Annotated in this window: 18 protein-coding genes; 3 read left to right on the plus strand and 15 right to left on the minus strand. The window is 67.8% G+C overall.

Going from position 1 to position 17810, the window contains the following annotated elements:
* The first annotated feature begins 196 nt into the window (after positions 1-196).
* The gene (locus ACQP1K_RS11115) at positions 197-514 is read left to right on the plus strand and encodes an STAS domain-containing protein (protein ID WP_433500798.1); all 318 of its coding nucleotides are present in this window, start codon (positions 197-199) and stop codon (positions 512-514) included.
* Between the two features lie 70 nt (positions 515-584).
* On the opposite strand, the gene tnpA is transcribed toward ACQP1K_RS11115, so the two are convergent.
* The gene (gene tnpA, locus ACQP1K_RS11120) at positions 585-1001 is read right to left on the minus strand and encodes an IS200/IS605 family transposase (protein ID WP_433500799.1); all 417 of its coding nucleotides are present in this window, start codon (positions 999-1001) and stop codon (positions 585-587) included.
* A 22-nt stretch (positions 1002-1023) separates the two neighbouring features.
* Here tnpA and ACQP1K_RS11125 point away from each other — a divergent pair, with 22 nt between their 5' ends.
* Positions 1024-2244: an RNA-guided endonuclease InsQ/TnpB family protein gene (locus ACQP1K_RS11125; RefSeq protein WP_433500800.1), complete on the plus strand. Its 1221-nt coding sequence runs from the start codon at positions 1024-1026 to the stop codon at positions 2242-2244.
* Between the two features lie 28 nt (positions 2245-2272).
* Here the strand turns inward: ACQP1K_RS11125 and ACQP1K_RS11130 are convergent, their stop codons facing one another.
* The gene (locus ACQP1K_RS11130; RefSeq protein WP_433500801.1) at positions 2273-3250 is read right to left on the minus strand and encodes a sigma-70 family RNA polymerase sigma factor; all 978 of its coding nucleotides are present in this window, start codon (positions 3248-3250) and stop codon (positions 2273-2275) included.
* Positions 3251-3477: 227 nt separating this feature from the next.
* Between ACQP1K_RS11130 and ACQP1K_RS11135 the strand changes: the two genes are divergently transcribed.
* Positions 3478-4308: an alpha/beta fold hydrolase gene (locus ACQP1K_RS11135; RefSeq protein ID WP_433500802.1), complete on the plus strand. Its 831-nt coding sequence runs from the start codon at positions 3478-3480 to the stop codon at positions 4306-4308.
* A 283-nt stretch (positions 4309-4591) separates the two neighbouring features.
* On the opposite strand, the gene ACQP1K_RS11140 is transcribed toward ACQP1K_RS11135, so the two are convergent.
* From ACQP1K_RS11140 to ACQP1K_RS11200, 13 genes are all read right to left on the minus strand, one after another.
* Complete coding sequence (locus ACQP1K_RS11140; protein ID WP_433500803.1) at positions 4592-6049, minus strand: arabinofuranosidase catalytic domain-containing protein; 1458 nt, start codon at positions 6047-6049, stop codon at positions 4592-4594.
* Positions 6050-6403: 354 nt separating this feature from the next.
* Positions 6404-7147, minus strand: a complete 744-nt coding sequence (locus ACQP1K_RS11145) for an SDR family oxidoreductase (protein WP_433500804.1) — start codon at positions 7145-7147, stop codon at positions 6404-6406.
* Between the two features lie 19 nt (positions 7148-7166).
* The gene (locus ACQP1K_RS11150) at positions 7167-8552 is read right to left on the minus strand and encodes a dihydroorotase (protein WP_433500805.1); all 1386 of its coding nucleotides are present in this window, start codon (positions 8550-8552) and stop codon (positions 7167-7169) included.
* Positions 8545-9492 (minus strand): polysaccharide deacetylase family protein, encoded by a 948-nt coding sequence (locus ACQP1K_RS11155; RefSeq protein WP_433500806.1) that lies wholly within the window; start codon positions 9490-9492, stop codon positions 8545-8547. Before ACQP1K_RS11155 ends, ACQP1K_RS11150 begins: the two co-directional genes overlap by 8 nt.
* An 83-nt stretch (positions 9493-9575) precedes the next feature.
* Positions 9576-10049, minus strand: coding sequence for a nucleoside deaminase (locus ACQP1K_RS11160; RefSeq protein ID WP_433500807.1), 474 nt, complete (start codon positions 10047-10049; stop codon positions 9576-9578).
* 49 nt (positions 10050-10098) lie between these two features.
* Complete coding sequence (locus tag ACQP1K_RS11165) at positions 10099-11613, minus strand: amidohydrolase family protein (protein WP_433500808.1); 1515 nt, start codon at positions 11611-11613, stop codon at positions 10099-10101.
* A gap of 48 nt (positions 11614-11661) precedes the next feature.
* Entirely contained in the window at positions 11662-12459 is a 798-nt protein-coding gene (locus tag ACQP1K_RS11170) for an amino acid ABC transporter ATP-binding protein (RefSeq protein ID WP_433500809.1), read from the minus strand.
* Positions 12456-13127 carry an amino acid ABC transporter permease gene (locus ACQP1K_RS11175; RefSeq protein WP_433500810.1) on the minus strand — a complete coding sequence of 224 codons (672 nt, stop codon included), beginning with the start codon at positions 13125-13127 and terminating at the stop codon, positions 12456-12458. Before ACQP1K_RS11175 ends, ACQP1K_RS11170 begins: the two co-directional genes overlap by 4 nt.
* Positions 13124-13798, minus strand: a complete 675-nt coding sequence (locus tag ACQP1K_RS11180) for an amino acid ABC transporter permease (protein WP_433500811.1) — start codon at positions 13796-13798, stop codon at positions 13124-13126. Before ACQP1K_RS11180 ends, ACQP1K_RS11175 begins: the two co-directional genes overlap by 4 nt.
* Before the next feature lie 77 nt (positions 13799-13875).
* Positions 13876-14703 (minus strand): transporter substrate-binding domain-containing protein, encoded by an 828-nt coding sequence (locus ACQP1K_RS11185; RefSeq protein WP_433500812.1) that lies wholly within the window; start codon positions 14701-14703, stop codon positions 13876-13878.
* A 28-nt stretch (positions 14704-14731) separates the two neighbouring features.
* Positions 14732-16093 carry an ABC transporter substrate-binding protein gene (locus ACQP1K_RS11190; protein WP_433500813.1) on the minus strand — a complete coding sequence of 454 codons (1362 nt, stop codon included), beginning with the start codon at positions 16091-16093 and terminating at the stop codon, positions 14732-14734.
* On the minus strand, positions 16090-16491 hold the full coding sequence (locus ACQP1K_RS11195; protein WP_433500814.1) for a VOC family protein: 402 nt from the start codon (positions 16489-16491) through the stop codon (positions 16090-16092). Before ACQP1K_RS11195 ends, ACQP1K_RS11190 begins: the two co-directional genes overlap by 4 nt.
* Positions 16484-17245, minus strand: a complete 762-nt coding sequence (locus tag ACQP1K_RS11200) for an IclR family transcriptional regulator (protein ID WP_433500815.1) — start codon at positions 17243-17245, stop codon at positions 16484-16486. The genes ACQP1K_RS11195 and ACQP1K_RS11200 overlap by 8 nt, the downstream gene beginning before the upstream one ends.
* Between the last annotated feature and the right edge of the window lie 565 nt (positions 17246-17810).

Raw genomic sequence — 17810 nt, forward strand, 5'->3', positions numbered from 1 at the left:
GGTCCACGCGTGGACGGCGGTGATCGCAATCAACGGCCGCGTCAAGGCGGACCCCTAAATGACCGGCCGAGTGACCGGCTGTAGGTGTCCGTGCCACGGGGGGAGGCTGAAGCTCACGCCGGCCGGACCTGCCGGCGCCGCCGAACTCATCGGCGCCGCGGCGATGAGTTTCCGTGATGCCGGCGGTCCTATCCACGTGACCGCCTCAGCGATCTCCTTCGCCATCGGCGCGTCGGTGACGCGTGCGGACATCCCTGGCCTGTGCGCCGGCCTCGCCGAACTGCTGCGCGGCAGGGGCGGCGGTGTCGTGGTCTGCGATGTGGCCGGCGTGGCCCGTCCCGGCGTGGCGACGGTCGAGGCACTGGCCCGGTTGCGCCTGACCGCCCGGCGGCATGGCTGGACTCTGGTGGTCACCGGGGCCGGCCCGGACCTGCTCGAGCTCGTGCGCCTGCTCGGATTGACCGACGGGCTACCGGGATCGTCCGCAGTGCTCCGGCCTTCAGGCCGGGGGTGAAGCGGACTCTCCCGCGTAGCGGGGCAGGAAGAGCCGATTCGCCGTCAGGCGGATCGGCGTCCAGGCGGGCTCAGACCGGGCGGTTTTGCCGCTCGATGTACTGGCGCAGGACGCTGATCGGTGCGCCGTCCACGCTCCCGGCGAAGTAGGAGCCCGACCACAGCTTGTTCGCCCGGTAGTAGTGGCGGGCCAGCTCGGGGAACTCGGTCCGCACCCGCCGTGAGGAGACGCCCTTGAGGCTGTTGACGAGCCGGGACAGGGCGACCTTGGGCGGGAAGTTCACCAGGAGATGCACGTGGCCGGCCTCGCCGTTGAACTCGGCCGGCTTGGTCTCGAAGTCGGCGCAGATGTCCCGCATGATCTGCTCCATGCGTTCCAGGTGTGCCCCGGTGAACACCCGGTGCCGGAACTTGGTCACGAAAACCAAGTGGGCGTGCAGGACGAAACCACGGTGCCTGCCAGTTCTGATGTCTCCATATTCGGCCATAGACCAACGCTATGATCACGGTGTGCAGCTCAGGTACAACTTCCGTCTCTACCCGACGCCTGGTCAGTGCGGGTCGCTGGCTCGGGCGTTCGGGTGTGCGCGGGTGGTGTTCAACGACGGGCTGCGCGCACGGCAGGACGCGCGTGAGAACGGGTTGCCCTACATCTCGGACGGGGAGCTGTCCATCCGGGTCATCACGCAGGCGAAGAAGACGCCGGAGCGTGCCTGGCTGGGCGAGGTGTCCGCCGTGGTGTTACAGCAGGCGCTGGCCGATCTGAACACCGCGTACCGCAACTTCTTCGCCTCCGTGACGGGGAAACGGAAGGGGCCGAAGGCCGCTGCACCGAGGTTCCGGTCCCGCAAGGACAACCGGCAGGCGATCCGCTTCACGAAGAACGCCCGCTTTGCCGTCACGGCGGGTGGGAAGCTGCGTCTGCCGAAGATCGGTGACGTGCCGGTCCGCTGGTCCCGCGAGCTGCCCGCTGAACCCTCGTCGGTGACGGTGGTCAAGGACGCGGCCGGCAGGTACTTCGCCTCGTTCGTCGTCGAGACCAGCGATGAGCCGCTGCCCGAGTCGGCCGCCGAGGTGGGGATCGACCTGGGCCTGTCCCACTTCGCCGTCACCTCCGACGGTCGGAAGGTGGACAACCCCCGTTTTCTCCGCAGGGCCGAACGCAGGCTGCGTAAGGCACAGCAGGATCTCAGCCGCAAAGCCAAGGGCAGCGCGAACCGGGCCAAGGCCAGGGCCAAGGTCGCCAAAGCGCACGCCAGGGTGGCCGACGCGCGCCGTGACTGGGCACACAGGCTCTCCACCCAGATCATCCGTGAGAACCAAGCGGTGTACGTGGAGAACCTTGCCGTGTCCGGCCTCGGGCGTACCCGCCTGGCGAAGTCCGTGCATGATGCGGGCTGGTCGCAGTTCGTCGGGATGCTGGAGTACAAGGCGGCCCGGTATGGCCGCCATTTCGCCAGGATCGACCGGTGGTTCCCCTCCTCAAAGCTGTGTTCCACACCGGGGTGCGGCCACATCGACGACACCATGCCGCTGAACGTCCGGTCGTGGGAGTGCCCGCAGTGCGGCACCGTCCACGACCGGGACGTCAACGCGGCGAAGAACATCCTGGCCGCCGGACGGGTGGACAGGCTCAACGCCTGTGGAGCGCGGGTAAGACCGGGGCCTGCCCCGGCACAGCGTGAGGAAGCAGGAAGCCTCAGAGGTGCCGCATGGCGTGGCACGGGCTGAATCCCCGGCCTTCAGGCCGGGGAGCGCGTCAATCCAGGCGGTCCGGCAGCCCGAACAGCGGGAAGAGACGGGGGGTGTCGAGGAAGTTGTTGACGGCCGCGATTCGCCCCGCTGAGATCTCCAGCACGATCAGCGCCCACGGGTCGTGGCCGGAGCCGCCGAGGCCGGGCCGGTACTGCCCGAACCCCGGCATGCCGTTGGCCACCACCGGCACCAGGCGCGAGCCGCGGCAGCCGCTGCCCGTACCGGCCATCCAGGCGACGATGTCGTCGTGGCCGCACAGCCACAGCGGCAGCGGCGGCATCGACAGCGTCGCGTCCTCGTGCAGCAGCGTCGTCAGCGCCTCGAGGTCGTACTCTTCGAACGCTTTCACATAACGCGCCAGCAGCGCCCGCTGCCCGTCGTCCAACGGCTTGTACGCCTCGGCGGCGGTGTCGGCGGCGGCGATGGTGGCCCGGGCCCGTTGCAGAGCGCTGTTGACGCCGGGCACCGAGGTGTCGAGCAGATCGGCCACCTCCTGGGCCGACCAGGCCAGCACCTCCCGCAGGATCAGCACCGCCCGCTGCCGCGGCGGCAGGTGCTGCAGCGCGGCGACGAACGCCAGCCGGATCGACTCGCGTTCTGCGACCACGTCGGCCGGATCGGCGGCCTCGGGCAGCACCCGGCCGTCCGGCACCGGGCCCACCCAGATCTGATCGGGACGCGGCTCGCCCGGGTCGGTGGCGCGGCCCGACCCGGCCGGGCCGAGATCCATGGGCCGGACCCGCCGTTGAGCGCCGGCGAGCAGATTCAGGCAGACGTTCGTCGCGATCCGGTACAGCCAGGACCGCAGCGCCGAGCGTCCTTCGAACCGGTCGAAACCACGCCAGGCGCGGACCAGGGTGTCCTGCACCGCGTCTTCGGCCTCGAAGGGGGACCCCAGCATCCGATAGCAGTAGCCGGTCAGCTCGGACCGGTACGCCTCCAACCGCGACTCGATCGCCGCGCCGGCCGCCACATCGTTCACCCTGACGAACCTAGCGAAACATCCTCAAGCCGGCGACCGGGGGCGAAGCGGCGGCCGGCCTACCCGGCATCGGGCCGGGGGCCGTCACGCCTGCCGGCGGCGCTCACCGCGCCGCCCCCCCGGGCCGCACGGGGCGGGAAAAATCGTCCGGCAGGCAGCGATGAGTTTCCGGTGCCCGCCCGGTCTACACCCGCGTCAAGCCGAACGGAAAGGCACAAGGAGTCATCATGACCGCCATGGAGTGGACCGCTGAAAGCGCCGGCTCGGGCCGGTACGCCGACGTCAACGGAATCAACCTGTACTACGAGACGTACGGGGCGGGACGCCCGATGATCCTGTTGCACGGAGGCCTCGGCTCGGGTGAGATGTTCGGGCCGATCCTTCCCACCCTGGCCGACCACCACCAGGTCATCCTTCCCGACCTGCAGGGCCACGGCCGGACCGGCGACATCGACCGGCCGCTCGACACCCGGCTGATGGCCGACGACGTCGCCGCGCTGATCGACCACCTCGGCCTGCACAAGCCGGACGTGGTCGGCTACTCCCTCGGCGGCGGGGTGGCGTTCCAGGTCGCGGTCGGGTATCCGGAGAAGGTGGGTCGCCTGGTCATGGCATCGGCGAACATCAGCCGCGATGCCGTCTATCCGGAGATGCTGGGGCAGCAGGGCCAGGTGAGCGGGGCGGCCGCCGAGTTCATGAAGGACACCCCGATGTACGAGCTCTACCAGCGGGTGGCACCCCGCCCCGAGGACTTCCCGAAGCTGCTCGACAAGATCGGCGAGGCGATGGCGAAGGACTTCGACTTCTCCGAAGAGGTGCGCGGCCTGCGGGTGCCGACGCTCGTGGTCGCCGCCGATGCCGACATGGCACCGCCGAGCCACTACGTCGAGGTCTTCAAGCTCCTCGACGGCGGCCTGCGCGACGGTGGCTGGATGGGCGAGGGCAGGCCCAAGGGCGGTCACGCACTGGCGATCCTGCCCGGTCTCACGCATTACGACATCTTCCTGTCCCCGATCTTCGCGGCGGTCGCCCTCGCCTTCCTCGACCAGGAGAGCTGAGCCGGTTCGCCCCGCCCGGCGGCCGTTCGGATCGGCCGCCGGGCGGCCCGCCGTCCACCGCCCGCTCGCTGACTCGGAGGCCGTGCACACTGGAGCCGGAGCGACCGCGGCGGGTGGACGCCTTGAGCATCGGACGCCTCAGGCATCGACGCCGGGTACGAGCGTTTCGCGCCTCGCGGGCGGAAGGCCCGGTAGGGGGAGCCGTGGCCCCACCCAGGTGTCCGGGCCTCCGCCCGAGGCGGTTCAGCCGATCGCCCTCATGCGCCGGACCGGGTGGCCGGAGTCAGCTGCGCAGGCTCCACTGCTGGTTGGCCTGTCCGTTGCAGGACCACAGGATGAGTTTCGTGCCGTTGGCGGTGCCGGCCGCGTTGGCGTCGAGGCACAGCCCGGACTGCACGCCGGTGATGGTGCCGTTGGCGTTGACGTTCCACTGCTGGTTGGCCTGGCCGTTGCAGCTCCAGATGATCACTTGGGTGCCGTTGGCGGTGCCCTGCCCGTAGGCGTCCAGGCACTTGTCGCCGTACACCTGCAGGCTCTTGCCCGATGTGTAGGTGAACCGCTGGTTGGTGCCGCCCCAGCAGTCCCACAGCTGCAGCTGGGTGCCGTCGGTGGTGCTGGAGTTCGGCACGTCGACGCACCGGCCGGACTGGCCGCCCACGATCTCGACGTTCTGCTGCGGGTTGTCGCCGCCCGCCGGCGCGTAGCCTGCGGCGACGATGTTGGCCTGTACGGCGTCCTCGGTGGCGGCGCTCGGATAGCCGGAGGTCAGCACGCCCTCGAAGAAGGTGCCGCGGCCGGAGACGCTGTTGTCACCGCCGATGCCGAGCAGGATGGCGCCTTCCTTCTTCATCGGGTGGTAGCCGTTGGGGCGCCGTCCGTCGAAGTAGGTCGTCAGGCTGCCCGACTGCGCGTTGCCGCCCCGGATCGCCCAGTGGTTCGGCTCGCCCTTGACGATGGCCGTGACGAAGCGGTGGTTGATGGGGGCGAGGTCGTTGTAGCCCGCGTTCACCCCGGAGAACAGTCCCCACTCCAGGTCGGCCATGATCCAGGGGCCGGCTCCGGTTCCGTACCCCCACTGCTTGTTGGCACCGAAGTAGACGGTCTCCATGATGGCGGGGGCGTCGGCCTGGCCGTCCGTCTGCGCGTTGCCGTAGTCGAAGCAGCACCACTGGTTGTAGTGCGTGCCGTCGACCACGGCGTAGATGCCCTCGGGCTGGTCGCCGGTCGCCACGCCGTTGGTGTTGTTGTTGCGGTAGCCGGTGCCGGGCTCCACGCGGACGCCGTACGCCCTCTGACCGCCGACGGTGATCGGGGCCGCCTTCGCGTCGGCGAGGTTGTCCCATCCGCCCGGAGCGGGGCCCTTCCAGTAGCCGGGAGGTGCCTGGGTGAGGTGGTTGTTCCGGCCGGACTGGTCGTAGATGACGGTGATGACGCAGGTCGTGCCGGCGCAGAACGAGTCCTGCGTGGCCGCGTTGGCCACCCCGCCCGCGCTCAGCACGCCGATGTCGCGGGTGGTGTTGTCCGAGGCGCGCCTGACCTGGTACAGCGGGCCGTTGTAGGCGCCGTACAGCGCACGGGTCGTGCTGTGCGCCGCCACGCATGGCGTCCCGCCCGCGGCGTAGATGTCACACGACTGCGACGTCGCCGCCTGGGCCGTACCGCTGCCGACCAGGCAGGTGGCGGCGATCAACGCGCTCGCCCCGGCCGCGAGCGCCCTTCTCAGGCTCCCGAAAAGCATCATGCCTTCTTCTCTCGGTCAGGAATCATGAGCGGACGGCACCGATGGGGCAGGCCTGGCCAGGCGGGTGTTATCGCTAACATTAGCGTCGTCCGACATGATTCGCAGGTGGTGGTAGTGCGAAGTCAAATCACCGAAGGTCCCTGTGTCAAGAACGTGGATCAAAGCTCTCGGACGCACCGGCGCCGTCGGCGCGCTGCCTGGGCTCGTACCATGACGCGTCCGCACCCTCGCGATGAGGCGGCATGTAACTTTCATCCCTCGTGTCCGCGGGGCGGTCGCCCGCCGCACCGGACCGCCGTTCGGCGGCTGAGCCCGGCGTCCGGCGCGCACACGGCGCCGGTGCTCCACCACGCCTCATCGCATCGACAGACCGCCGTCCACGTAGAGTGTGGTCCCGGTGGTGTAGGAGTTGAGGAAGAGGAACACGACGGCCTCTGCGACTTCCGCCTCGGTCCCCACCCGTCCCAGTACGTTCAGGCGTGAGTAGCGCTCGAACGCCTCCAGGCGAGCTTCTGCGGACTTCCTCGTCGCCCAGAAGTTTCCGTCCATGGCGCCGGACGAGAGGGCGTTGACTCGGATGGGGGCGAGTTCCACGGCGAGGCCGCGAGCCAGTCCCTCCAGGGCGGCGTTACACGCGACGTACGCCGGCGTGGCGACCGTCGGCCGGGCCCCGTCCGCTCCTGCCATCAGCACCACCGCACCGTCCTGGGATATCTTCGGGAGCGCATACTTGACGGCCATGTACTGGCCCCAGAACTTGGCCCGGAACGCGGATTCCGCCTCGCTGAAGCTCAAGTCTCGAAGCGGCCCGGTGACGTAGTCGCCGGCCGTGTTGAACAGGAAGTCCACCTGCTCGACGCGGGAGAAGAAGCGCTCCAGTGATCTGGAGTCGCCGGTGTCCACCTGCATCCAGCTCGCCCGGCATCCGAGCTCGGCGGCGGTCTTCTCGAGCTTCTCGCGCGTCCGGCCCCCGAGAATCACCTCGCCGCCCTGGGCGCACACCAGGCGGGCGACCGCCCGGCCCAGTCCCGAGCCACCGCCCAGCAGCACCGCCACCCGACCGGCGAAGTCACCCTCGCCGGAGTCTCGCCGACGCATCCGATCCCTCCCTTGCACGTCAAGCCCCTCCCTGGCGCGGCGCGGGCTTGAGCCAGCGCCCGTGGCCGGGGCCGACCCGGATCGAGGAGCCGTCGAAGACACAGGTGCCACGGACCCAGGTCTGCGCGACCCGGGATGAATAGACCTCGGTCCCGAAGAAGGGCACGTTCTCCACCGCCGCGGACTGATGAGGCAGGTCGGCGAACGGCGTCGGGGCGTCCAGGTCCACGACGACGAAGTCGGCGTCCATGCCGACCGCGACGTCACCCTTCCGCGCCAGCGAGAACCGCCGGGCCGGTGCGAGGCTGGTGGCCCTGACGACCTGGCTCAACGACAGGCGCCCCTCGGACACGAGGTTCAGCAGCGACGGCAGCATGTACTGGATTCCGGGGAAGCCGGCCGGCGCGCGTACCGGATCGTCGGCCAGTCTGCGCACGTCGTCGATCGGATAGGAGCAGTGGTCACTGGCGACGACGTCGATGGCGCCGCTGTCCAGACGACGGATCAGGTCGGCCTGAGCCTGCGGAGACCTCAGGGGAGGATTGCATCTCGCTCTCATGCCGAAGTCGCTGACCTGGGCCGACGTGAAGCGGACGTAGTGAGGGGCGGTCTCGATGGAAAGGTCGGCGCCTCTGCTGACGAGAAAGCCCAGCAGGTCGACGGTCAGGGCGCTGGAAACATGGACGAAGTGCATGCTGGCACCGACCGCCATCCCGATGATCGCCGCCCGCACGGCGCTGACGTCCTCGGCGAGAGTCGGCCGGCTGGAGAGATGGAAGGTGGCGGGGTCCGATTCGCGATGCTGCGCCTGCAGGAAGCCGATCAGGCCGTCGTCCTCGGCGTGGATCGCGTGTACGAGGCCGGCCGAGGCACCGGCCTCCAGCACGCGAAGCATCTCGTCGGTGGTGACCGCCGTGATCGCCCCGAGGGTCCCCTCCCGTCCCGGGCCGGCCCGGTGGAGGAACGTCTTGACTCCGACGGCGCCGGCCGCCCTGAGGCCCGCGGCCTCGTGCAGATTACCGACGCCGAGACCCCCGTAGAGCGCGAAGTCGCCGATCGACTGCGTGGAGAGGCTGTTCCCGCGTTCACGCAGGAGGCGGCCGGTCAGCACCATCGGATCGGTCACGGGCATCTCCAGGACCGTCGTGACCCCGCCCGCCGCGGCCGCCGCTGAACCGATGGCGAACGATTCGCCCGCGTCCCGCGGCGATCCGCGGAAGTGGACATGAGCATCGACCAGGCCGGGCAGGAGCGTCAGACCGTCCAGGTCGGCGTACGAACGCGCCACCGCGGCGCTGCCGGCGGGGAGCACCGCGGCGACGACGCCGTCCGTGACGGCGAGGTCACAGGCGCCCTGAGTGGACTCGGAAACGACGGTGGCGCCGCGGAGAACCAGGTCATACATGGCGTGCCGTGCCTGTATCCGTCTGTGCGCACGCCGTGTGCGACTCGGGGGCCGGGAACGTCTCGCGCCAGAACCGGGCGATCTCGTCCCTTCTCGCGATCCAGATTTCGGAGCTGCGGTCCTGGCAGAACGCCAGGAACTCACGCAGGACGTCGGCCCGGCCGGCCTGTCCCATTATCCGGGCGTGCAACCCGATCGAGAGCATCTTCGGTTCTCTGGCACCTTCCGCGAGGAGGAAGTTCACCGCCCGCTTCAGCAGGTCGAGGAAGTCGCTGGGCCCGCCGATGTTGAAAGCGAACTTGGTGTCGTTGTACGTGGCCGTGTACGGGATCACCAGATGCCAGGCGTCTCCGACCCGGGTGTAATAGGGCAGGTCGTCGTTGTAGGCGTCCGAATCGTAGTCGAATCCATGTTTCACCAGGAGATCTCGGGTGTGGATCGACGGGCTGTACCTGCTGTACCAGCCGGTGGGCCGGTCACCGGTCAGTTCCCTGAACAGCTCGATGGCTCGGGCGATCTGGGCCGACTCCTCGTCCCGGTCCAATTCCCATGCCTCGGTCCAGCGAAGTCCGTGTCCGCAGATCTCGTGCGGAGAGTCGTTGAGCCGGTCGAGGAGCGCCGGGTTCACCTGGAGCGCCACAGCGGAGGCGAAGATCGTCGCCGGCAGGCCGAAGTCCTCGAGCACGTCCAGGATGCGGTGCGCACCCCGGCGGCTGCCGTACTCGAAGACGGACTCGGTCATCAGGTCGCGCACGTGTGCGGGGAACGACCGATGCGACTCCCAACTGGATTCGTTGGCTCCGTCGCCGAAGTAGTGTGAACGCTCCGCTCCCTCTTCGATGTTGAGTACGAGGCTGATCGCGAGTCGCGCGCCGCCGGGCCAACTGAAGTTCAGGGCTTGTCGGCCATAGCCCACGAAATCGCGAACCGGAAAATTCATCTCGCCATCCTGTGCAGCACTCATCTCACACGCTCACTCCCTCGACTCGGCGTACCCTGCCGCATGCCGTGAACGGCCGCGTCCTACCTCAGGAAGGCGTTCCAGCCCGCGTCGCGATAGCGGTCCCAGACCGCAAGGCAGTCCCCGGCGTCCACACCGCCGGTCAAGACGAATCGCTCATCGGTTCTGCCCAGCAGTTCGAGCATCGTCGCGCACGAGTAGCCTCCGTATCTCGCGCGGAATCGCTCCTCCGGGTGGATATCGCGCAACGATATGCCGTAGATCAGTTCCGAGATCCCGGCGTTCAAGATCGCACCCAAACACATGTAGCACGACTCGACCGTCGAGAAGAGCCGGGCTCCGACCAACGTCAATCCTGATTCCACCGCCCGCAGGATCGCGTCCACTTCGGCATGCAGGACGGGATTCGCGGAGCTGGCGATGCGATTGGACCCCACGACGAAGTCGGTACCGGCCACCAGAACGGCGCCGACGGGTTGATCGCCGCGTGCACCGGCCTTCTCGGCCTCTCGCAGGGCGATGTGCATGTATTCCATTCGTCTCTCCGGGTAGCGGGATCGATCCTCTGGACGGGCGGGTTCCAGATCAGAAGGGGAGGGTGAGGTCGGACGCCGACCATTCGGGCTCGGCATCGTCGGCCGGTCGCCACGGCATCTGTGCGGTGCGCATGTTCACCGCGTTGTAGTACGGACGCAGCCGCTCGGCCAGGGCCCACGCCTCGGCGTTGCGTGTGATCATGGCCTGGCCTCCGAGCCGCACCCGCTCGATCATCGACTCCTCGTCGATGGTCCCGATGCGGCCGTTCTCCAGGACGAACCTGCCCGCGACGATGACGTCCGAGACGGAGGCGCCCGTCTCCGAGTAGACGAGTTGGGCGACGAGATCGAGGCCCGGAGCGAGGTAGGTGGACCGCGTGTCGAAGAGCGTGAGGTCCGCCTGTGCACCGGGACGGATCCCGCTCAGGTCGTGGGCCGAGCCGAGGGTCTTCGTCGATCCCGCGAAGGCTCGTTCCAGGAGTTGCCGGGCCGTCAGCCAGGTGGACGTGTCGTGGGACCAGATCCGCGACGACAGGCCCGCGCACTTGATGGTCTCCAGCATGTTCAGGTTGTCGCTGGACACCGCACCGTCCGAGCCCAGGGTCCAGGCCACGCCTGCCCGCTCCCACTCGTTGACCCGGGCGACGCCGGCACCCAGCCGCAGGTTCGACATCGGACAGTGGACGAGAACGGAGCCCGCCTCGGCCAGGCGTCCCAGGTCGCGCCGGCCCAGCCAGATCGCGTGCGCCGCCGAATGGCCTTCCCCCAGGATGCCGAAGTCGATCAGCCTGGCCACGAACGCTCCGGCGAACCTGGTCTGGCTGCTCACGGTCTCGGTACGGCTCTCCGCCAGGTGCGTGTGGATCGGGACGCCCAGTTCGGCCGCCAATCGGCCGGTGTCCGCCAGGAGCCGGTCCGTACATTGGTGCGGGACCGTCGGCGCCAGACCGAAGGTGATGCGCCCCTCGCAGGCGTGGTTCCACTGCCGGCTCGCCTCCGCGGTGATGCGGAGGTCGACCTCGTCGGCGGCCGGCTGACCTTCGATCTCCGCTCGAAGATCCGCCGGCAGGGACTCGACGAACCCGGGCAGGTGGGCCTGGGAAGAAAGATCCGTGAAGTGAGGGGCCACCAGGGCGCGGACCCCCACGTCCACATACGCCTGCGCGACGGCGTCGATGTGCTCCCGGCTGAGCGGGTAGGTGGTGAACATGTCGACCAGCGCGGTCGACCCGCCCCGAACGCACTCGATGGCGTTCAGCGCCGCCGCCGCGTAGGCCTCCTCCGGCGTCCGGTCCTTGTTCGCCGCGTCGATATTGCCGATCAGCACCTCCAGCGACGACGCACCGAGGGTGCCTCTCGCCAGGATGTTGTGGCTGTGGGTGTGTGCGTTGACCAGACCGGGAATCGCGAGCTTGCCGCCGCAATCGACCCGGTGGACGCCGGACGGCAGAGCCGCGTCCACCGGGTAGAGAGCGGCGATGTTCGAATCGCGCACGTGAATCGAGCCCTCGGCGATCCCGCCGTCGACGTAGTACCGCAGGCGGGTCAGGAGAAACTCGTTCATCGGTTACCTCATCCTCCAAATTTCCGGGAGCGGGTGCGAATTCGTCTGTCAGACACGTTGCGCGCGCTTGACGAAGCGCCGCGTCTCCTCGCACTCGGGGTCGTCCAGGATCTGCGCGGGAGTGCCCGTTTCGAGCACGACGCCGTTCGACATGAACACGATCCGGTCAGCGACCGCTCTCGCGAAGGAGAGCTCATGCGTCACCAGCAGCATCGTCATCCCGTCGGACGCCAGCTGCTGGATGACGCTCTCCACCTCCTCCACCAGCTGCGGGTCCAGGGCGGACGTCACCTCGTCGAACAGCATGACCCGCGGGTTCAGCGCCAGCGCCCGGGCGATGGCGACCCGCTGTTGCTGTCCGCCTGACAGTTGCAGCGGGTAGGAGGCGGCCTTGTCCGCCAGGCCCACGCGGGCCAGCAACTTGATCGCGGCGGCTTCGGCCTCCGCCTTGCCGACCCCGTGCACGTGCCGCGGGGCGACCGTCATGTTCTCCAGCACCGTCAGGTGGGGGAACAGGTTGTACTGCTGGAACACCATGCCGATGTCCGATCGGAAGGCCCGCAGCTCCTTCTCGCCGTAGCTCCGCTTCCCGGCCGGTCCGTAGTCCAGCCGACGGGAGACCACCCGGATCGATCCCGAGTCCGGCGTCTCCAGCGCGGCGACCGAGCGCAGGAGAGTGGTCTTGCCGGAGCCCGAGGCACCGATGAGCACGACGCACTCGCCGGCCTTCACCCGTAGGTCGACGCCCTTGAGCACCTGGTTGGCGCCGAAGCTCTTCGTCAGACCGGAGACATCGACGTATACCTGGGCCGTCTCGTCATGGGATGACGTGAGGGAATTCGTCATGCTGTTTTCCTCCGCTCCCTCGCGAAACTCTTCTCAAGGCGGTGCTGCAACTTGGCCGCACCCCAGCTCATCACGAAGTAGATTGCCGCGGCGACCGTGAAGAGTTCGAAGTAACGAAAATTCTGATTGGCCATGAAGTTTGTCTGGAAGAACAATTCTCCATACGTGATCGTGCCCGCCAGCGCGGAAGCCTTGATCACGGTTTGGAGGTAGTTCCCCCACGTCGGGATGACGTTCCGAACCGCCTGAGGGAGGATCACCCGGCGCCACATCACGCCCTTGCCCAATTGCAGCATCTTCGAGGCTTCGACCTGCGAATGCGGGATGGCCTCCAGGCCGCCGCGGAAGACCTCCGAGAGGAACGCCGAATAGTGGACTCCGAACACGAGGACGGCCGAGACGAACGCCGAGAGCAGGATGCCCAGTTCGGGCAGCGAGTAGTACACCAGGAAGAGGAGCACGAGTTCCGGCACCAGGCGCATCACCTGGACGAACGCCGCGAGCAACTGGCTCAGCCCCGGCACCCTCATCCGGCGCACCACGGCGATGAGGAGGCCGAGCACGGTGGCCAGGAGCATCGACATCACGGTGAGCTGGATCGTCCGCCATGCTCCGACGGCGAACATGGGCAGGTACTCCGACCACCACATCGAAACGCTGTCGCTCACGGCGTCGCTCCTGTGTTCACGAGGGCCCGGTTGATCCTTCGTTCGAACCTCCGCATGCCGATGGCGGCCAGGCCCGCGATGACCACGTAGAAAGCGGCGACGAGAAGCCAGCTCGACATCGGATCGAATGTCGACACTCCCAGTTGCCGGCCCGCCCTGATGAGTTCCGCGACCGTGATCAGTCCGAGCAGCGAGGTGTTCTTGAACAGCTCGATGACCTGGTTGACCAGGGACGGAGCGGAGACCACCAGCGCCTGCGGGAAGACGACTCTCCGCAGGGCCTGACGGCGGGTCATCCCCAGCATGGTGGCCGCCTCGTACTGGCCGTTGGCGACCGAGCCCAGGCCCGACCTCATGATCTCCGAGGCGTAGGCCCCGAAGTTCAGTGACAATGCGAGGACACCGGCGACGATGGGGTGGAGGCGAATTCCGATCAACGGCAGACCGTAGAAGATCCAGAACACCTGAATCAGCAACGGCGTACCGCGGAAGATCGCCAGATAGACATTCACCACCCGCTTCGCCAGGCGGCCGCCGTAGACCTGCGAAGTCGCACTCAGGGTGCCGATCGAGAGAAAGATGGGAATCGTGATCAGAGTCACCAGGATGGCCACTCCGGCGGGGGGAATCAGTTCTCGCCAATTCTGGGCGAAGAACTCAACTAGCTTCACGACATATCTCCATCCTGCGCACCAGAGATACCTCTCCTCGCACTGTCCTGGCCTCAGGGGAGCCCCGGCGGCAGGACTTACTTCCGGTTCGGGGTCGTCTCGTCCGGACCCGTCACCGCTTCGACCGGGTAGTCGTTGGCTTCCAAGATCTTGGTGAGCTCGCCGTTCCCCTTGATGTCCTTAACGCACTCGTTCACCTTGTCCACGGTGCTTTCGAGGCCCTTGCGGAACCAGATCACCGCGCCGGCCGGCTCGTAGACGCCGTTGAAGGGCTGGACGATCTCCAACTTCGGGTTCGGGCTGGCCTTCAGGTACTGCACGACGAGGGCCTCGTTGTCGATGACGGCGATGACGCGGCCGTTTTCCAGGTCCCGGTACGCCGACTGGCTGGACTCGTATCCGACGACCCGGTCGCCCAGTTCCGGATGCTTCACGAGAACCTCGTAGTCGTAGGTTCCCTGCTTGGCCCCGATGCGGCCCTCGGCGGCGATCAGGCTCTGGATCTCCGTGGTGATTCCGTGCGGATTCCCCGCCTGAACCATCGCGGCCAGGCGGAACTGGTAGGTGGGCGATGTCGCGTCCGCGAGCTTCTGCCGCTCGTCGTTGTACAGCAGCCCGCCGGCGATCACATCGAACCGCTTGCCCTGCAGGCCGGGGATCAGGCCTTCGAAGTCGGCCTGGACGTACTCCAGATTCGCGGGCCCGTCGATGTGCTTCATGCAGGTCTTGATGATGTCGATGTCGGTGCCCTTGACATCGTCGCCGTCGATCCAGGAGTACGGCCGCTCGTTGACGTAGCCGACCTTGAGGGTGTCGCCCGACTCGCCGGAGGCACCGCCACATCCCGAAGCGACCAGTGAGAGACCGATCCCTGCCACGATCGCCCACATCTTTTTCTGGAACATATCCCTGATTCCTCTCTCGGTGTCCTGATCACCGGTAGAACGTCGTCACGTTCCAAAAGCTCATTGAATGAGGGCCGGCGCCCTTGATCCTCTTGCTTGTCGCGATGCTGTGATGCGACCGATACAGCTCGGTGTACATGCAGGCTTCGTCCGCGACCGCCATCGCCTGCCGGTAGATCTCATCCGCTTCGGGTTCTCCGGCCCGGGCGTCGAGGGAGTCGGCGAGTTCGTCCAGAGCCGGGTTCCTGATGCCGGTCGCGTTGAACGGGCCGTCGGAGTGGTATTCCCGGCGAAGCGTGACGGCGGGGTGCGGACGCGCCGGCATGCTCTGGATCGCCAGATCCCACTCCGGCGCGGAAAGACCCGGGTAGACCAATGGCCACCACGGCGGGTCGTCGTACAGAGCGACGGACACGGCCAGGCCCTGGGCCTCCAGCTGCCGCGCGATCTCGTGCGCCGCCTCATGGACCGGACTGATGTTCGGAGCGGCCAATCTGATCGGTCCGCACTCCCCGGCGCCGGAGGATTCGGCCCTCTCGCCGGAGATGCCGCTCGGCGTCCTGCTGAGGCCGGCGGCCTCGCCGAGGACACGGCGCCGCAGCTCATGGACATCGACCATCCGGGCCAGCCGCTTCCGCTGCTCGGCGGAGCGGAACCGGCTTTTCCTGGCGTTGTAGGTGAGGACGGTCCTGCTCCCCGAGGCGACGGGCATGATCGTGTAATCCCGCCTGAACCGGTCATCGTCCAGGAGAGCGGGCGGCAGCGTCTCGATGAAGTCGAACTCGCCGGTCAGCGCCTTGTCTCGCCGTAGCTCCGATGTCGGCGCGAACTCGACGTGGATGTTCTCGAAATAGGGCATCGGTCCCAGGCGGTAGGCGGGGTTCCGTCGCAACCGGACGGAGTCTCCGCGGATCCACTCGACCAGCCGGTAGGGGCCGAGACCGGTGGGCTGGAGTTCTGTGTCGGCGACCACATAGTGTCTCCAGGCCAGATACCAGGGCAGCATCGGAGCCGGCCCGTCAGTGCGAATCCGGAGCTCGTCCGCCGAAACGGCCCTCACCGTGTCGATGGCGCCCAAGTCCCGGGCGTGCAGGGAGTTTCGGCGAGGATCGAGACTGCGTCGGATGCTGTCAGCGATCGCTTCCGTCGTGGCGGCCTGTCCGTTGCTGAAGGTCAGGTCCCGGTGGACATGGAACCGGAAGTCGTCCCATTCCGGTGACGCGCTCCACGAGCGTGCGATGGAGGGCACGATCTCCCCGGAGGAGCCGAGATCGAGCAGTCCGGGGCAGGTGAGCTTCAGAACGGGGGTCGCCGCGCTGGAGTCGGAGAACGACTCGTTGGGCTGCAGCGACAACATCTCATGGTTCGCCAGCACCTTCAGTGTGCTCAAGGTTCTTTCCTCTCCCGCTCGCGCACAAGGTGCAGCTTGATTCCGGAGAAGGTGTCCCGGTCGTACGCCGCCACCTGGTTTCCGAAGGCCGCCACTCTCGGGTGGTCGTCCAGCGACTCGAAACCGGCCGAAGCGAGGTCTCGCATCGCCGGGACGATGTCGCTCGTGCCTATCGCGATGTGGTCGAGAACGGCCTGCTCGTTCCCAGCGGGCGGATCCTCCGGGTCCTCGATCAACTCGAGGCGACAGTTGCCGAACATCGCGTAGGCGATACGCCGGAGTCGCGGGGAACGGGCCGTCGTGTCGTACCGGATCTCCACTCCGAATGCTCGAGTGAGGACGGACACGGTCTTCTCGATGTCCGCGACGCGTACGCCGATGTGGTGGATGTCAGTCATGGCTTCTCGGGTCCAGGCCCAGGCCGATGGCTTCCACGGCGGCCGACAGCAACTCCGTGAGACGCTGATCAGAGGCGGAGGGCATACGGTGTGCCGGGCCGGCGATGCTGATGGCGCCCTTCAGTCTCTTGCGCGCGTCGAAGACCGGGCATGCGACCGCCTTGACGCCGGGCTCGTACTCACCCTCGGTGATCGCGACGCCCTCTTCTCTGATCCCGGCGAGATTCGCGAGGAGTCCGTCGACGTCGGTGACCGGGTGGTCGCTGTAGCCGGGGGTCGTGACCGCCTTGACGGCCTCGCCGAACTCGGGCTCGGGGAGGTTGGCGAGGAGGATCTTCGATGAGGCGCCCACATGGAGCGGACGCAGTGTCCCCGGCTTGAACGACAGGCTGATCGGCTGGGGTCCGGACACCTGCTCGAGCGCCAGCGCCCTGTTCCCGACCACCGTGGTGAGGATGACGCTCTCGCCGGAGTCGACCGCGAGCGTGCGCATCACGGGCAGTGCGACCTCGGAGAGCGATCCTCGCGCCTCGACGTGCCTGGCCAGGGTGAGGATCGCGGGGCCCAGCGAGTACTCGCCCGTGGACTGACGCACGACGAGGTTGCGTTCGCGCAGGCTCTTGACGAAGCGATAGGTCGTGCTCTTGGTCTCGTCCATCTGCTCGGCGAGGGCATCCACGGTCCACGTCGGCCGATCCGAGAAAGCCAGGAGCAAGTCGAGGACTCGGCCGTAGGCGGGCTCGCCGTCGCTCATGCTGGTTCCCCAATCCATTCTCACATCGTGCGAATGCCTCGCACCATATAGGAATGAAGTTGCCCTTAGCAAGGGAGCCGACCGCGGCGCCGGCGGGGCGCTGACTCACCGGAAAGCGGACGGACCAGCACCTTCTTCGCGGTCAGCGCATCTCGGGTTGCCGAAGCGCGCCTTGCCGCGGATTTCGGACGACAGAGCGGCAGGTGCTGCCGGGACCTGTGGGAAGGTCGGTACGGATCCGATCTGGGAGTGGCCTCCTCGCGCCCGCCTTCCGCCGCCGTCAACGGTAGGGAGCGTGTCGCCGCCGGTCGCCGGGTGCGAGCAGATCCCGAGTGCGCGGCGTTCACGGGCGGAGGTGAGCCGGAAGAGCGGCCGGGCGCCGGTGTCGCCGGAGGGGGCGGACCCGGCCTCGTCGGTGACGGCCGGGCCGGCGCGGAGTGGGTTCGGCGAGCCGGGGATCGGCGGGCTCACCGGGGGTGATGGCTGTGGATCGTTCCAATCGCGCCGGGTCGCCGGGCGCGTACGGAACGGAGGCGAGAGCCGTACGGCCCGCGCGTTCATGGCG

Origin of the sequence: Sphaerimonospora sp. CA-214678, assembly GCF_050942215.1 — a bacterium.
Taxonomy (GTDB): Bacteria; Actinomycetota; Actinomycetes; order Streptosporangiales; family Streptosporangiaceae; genus Sphaerimonospora.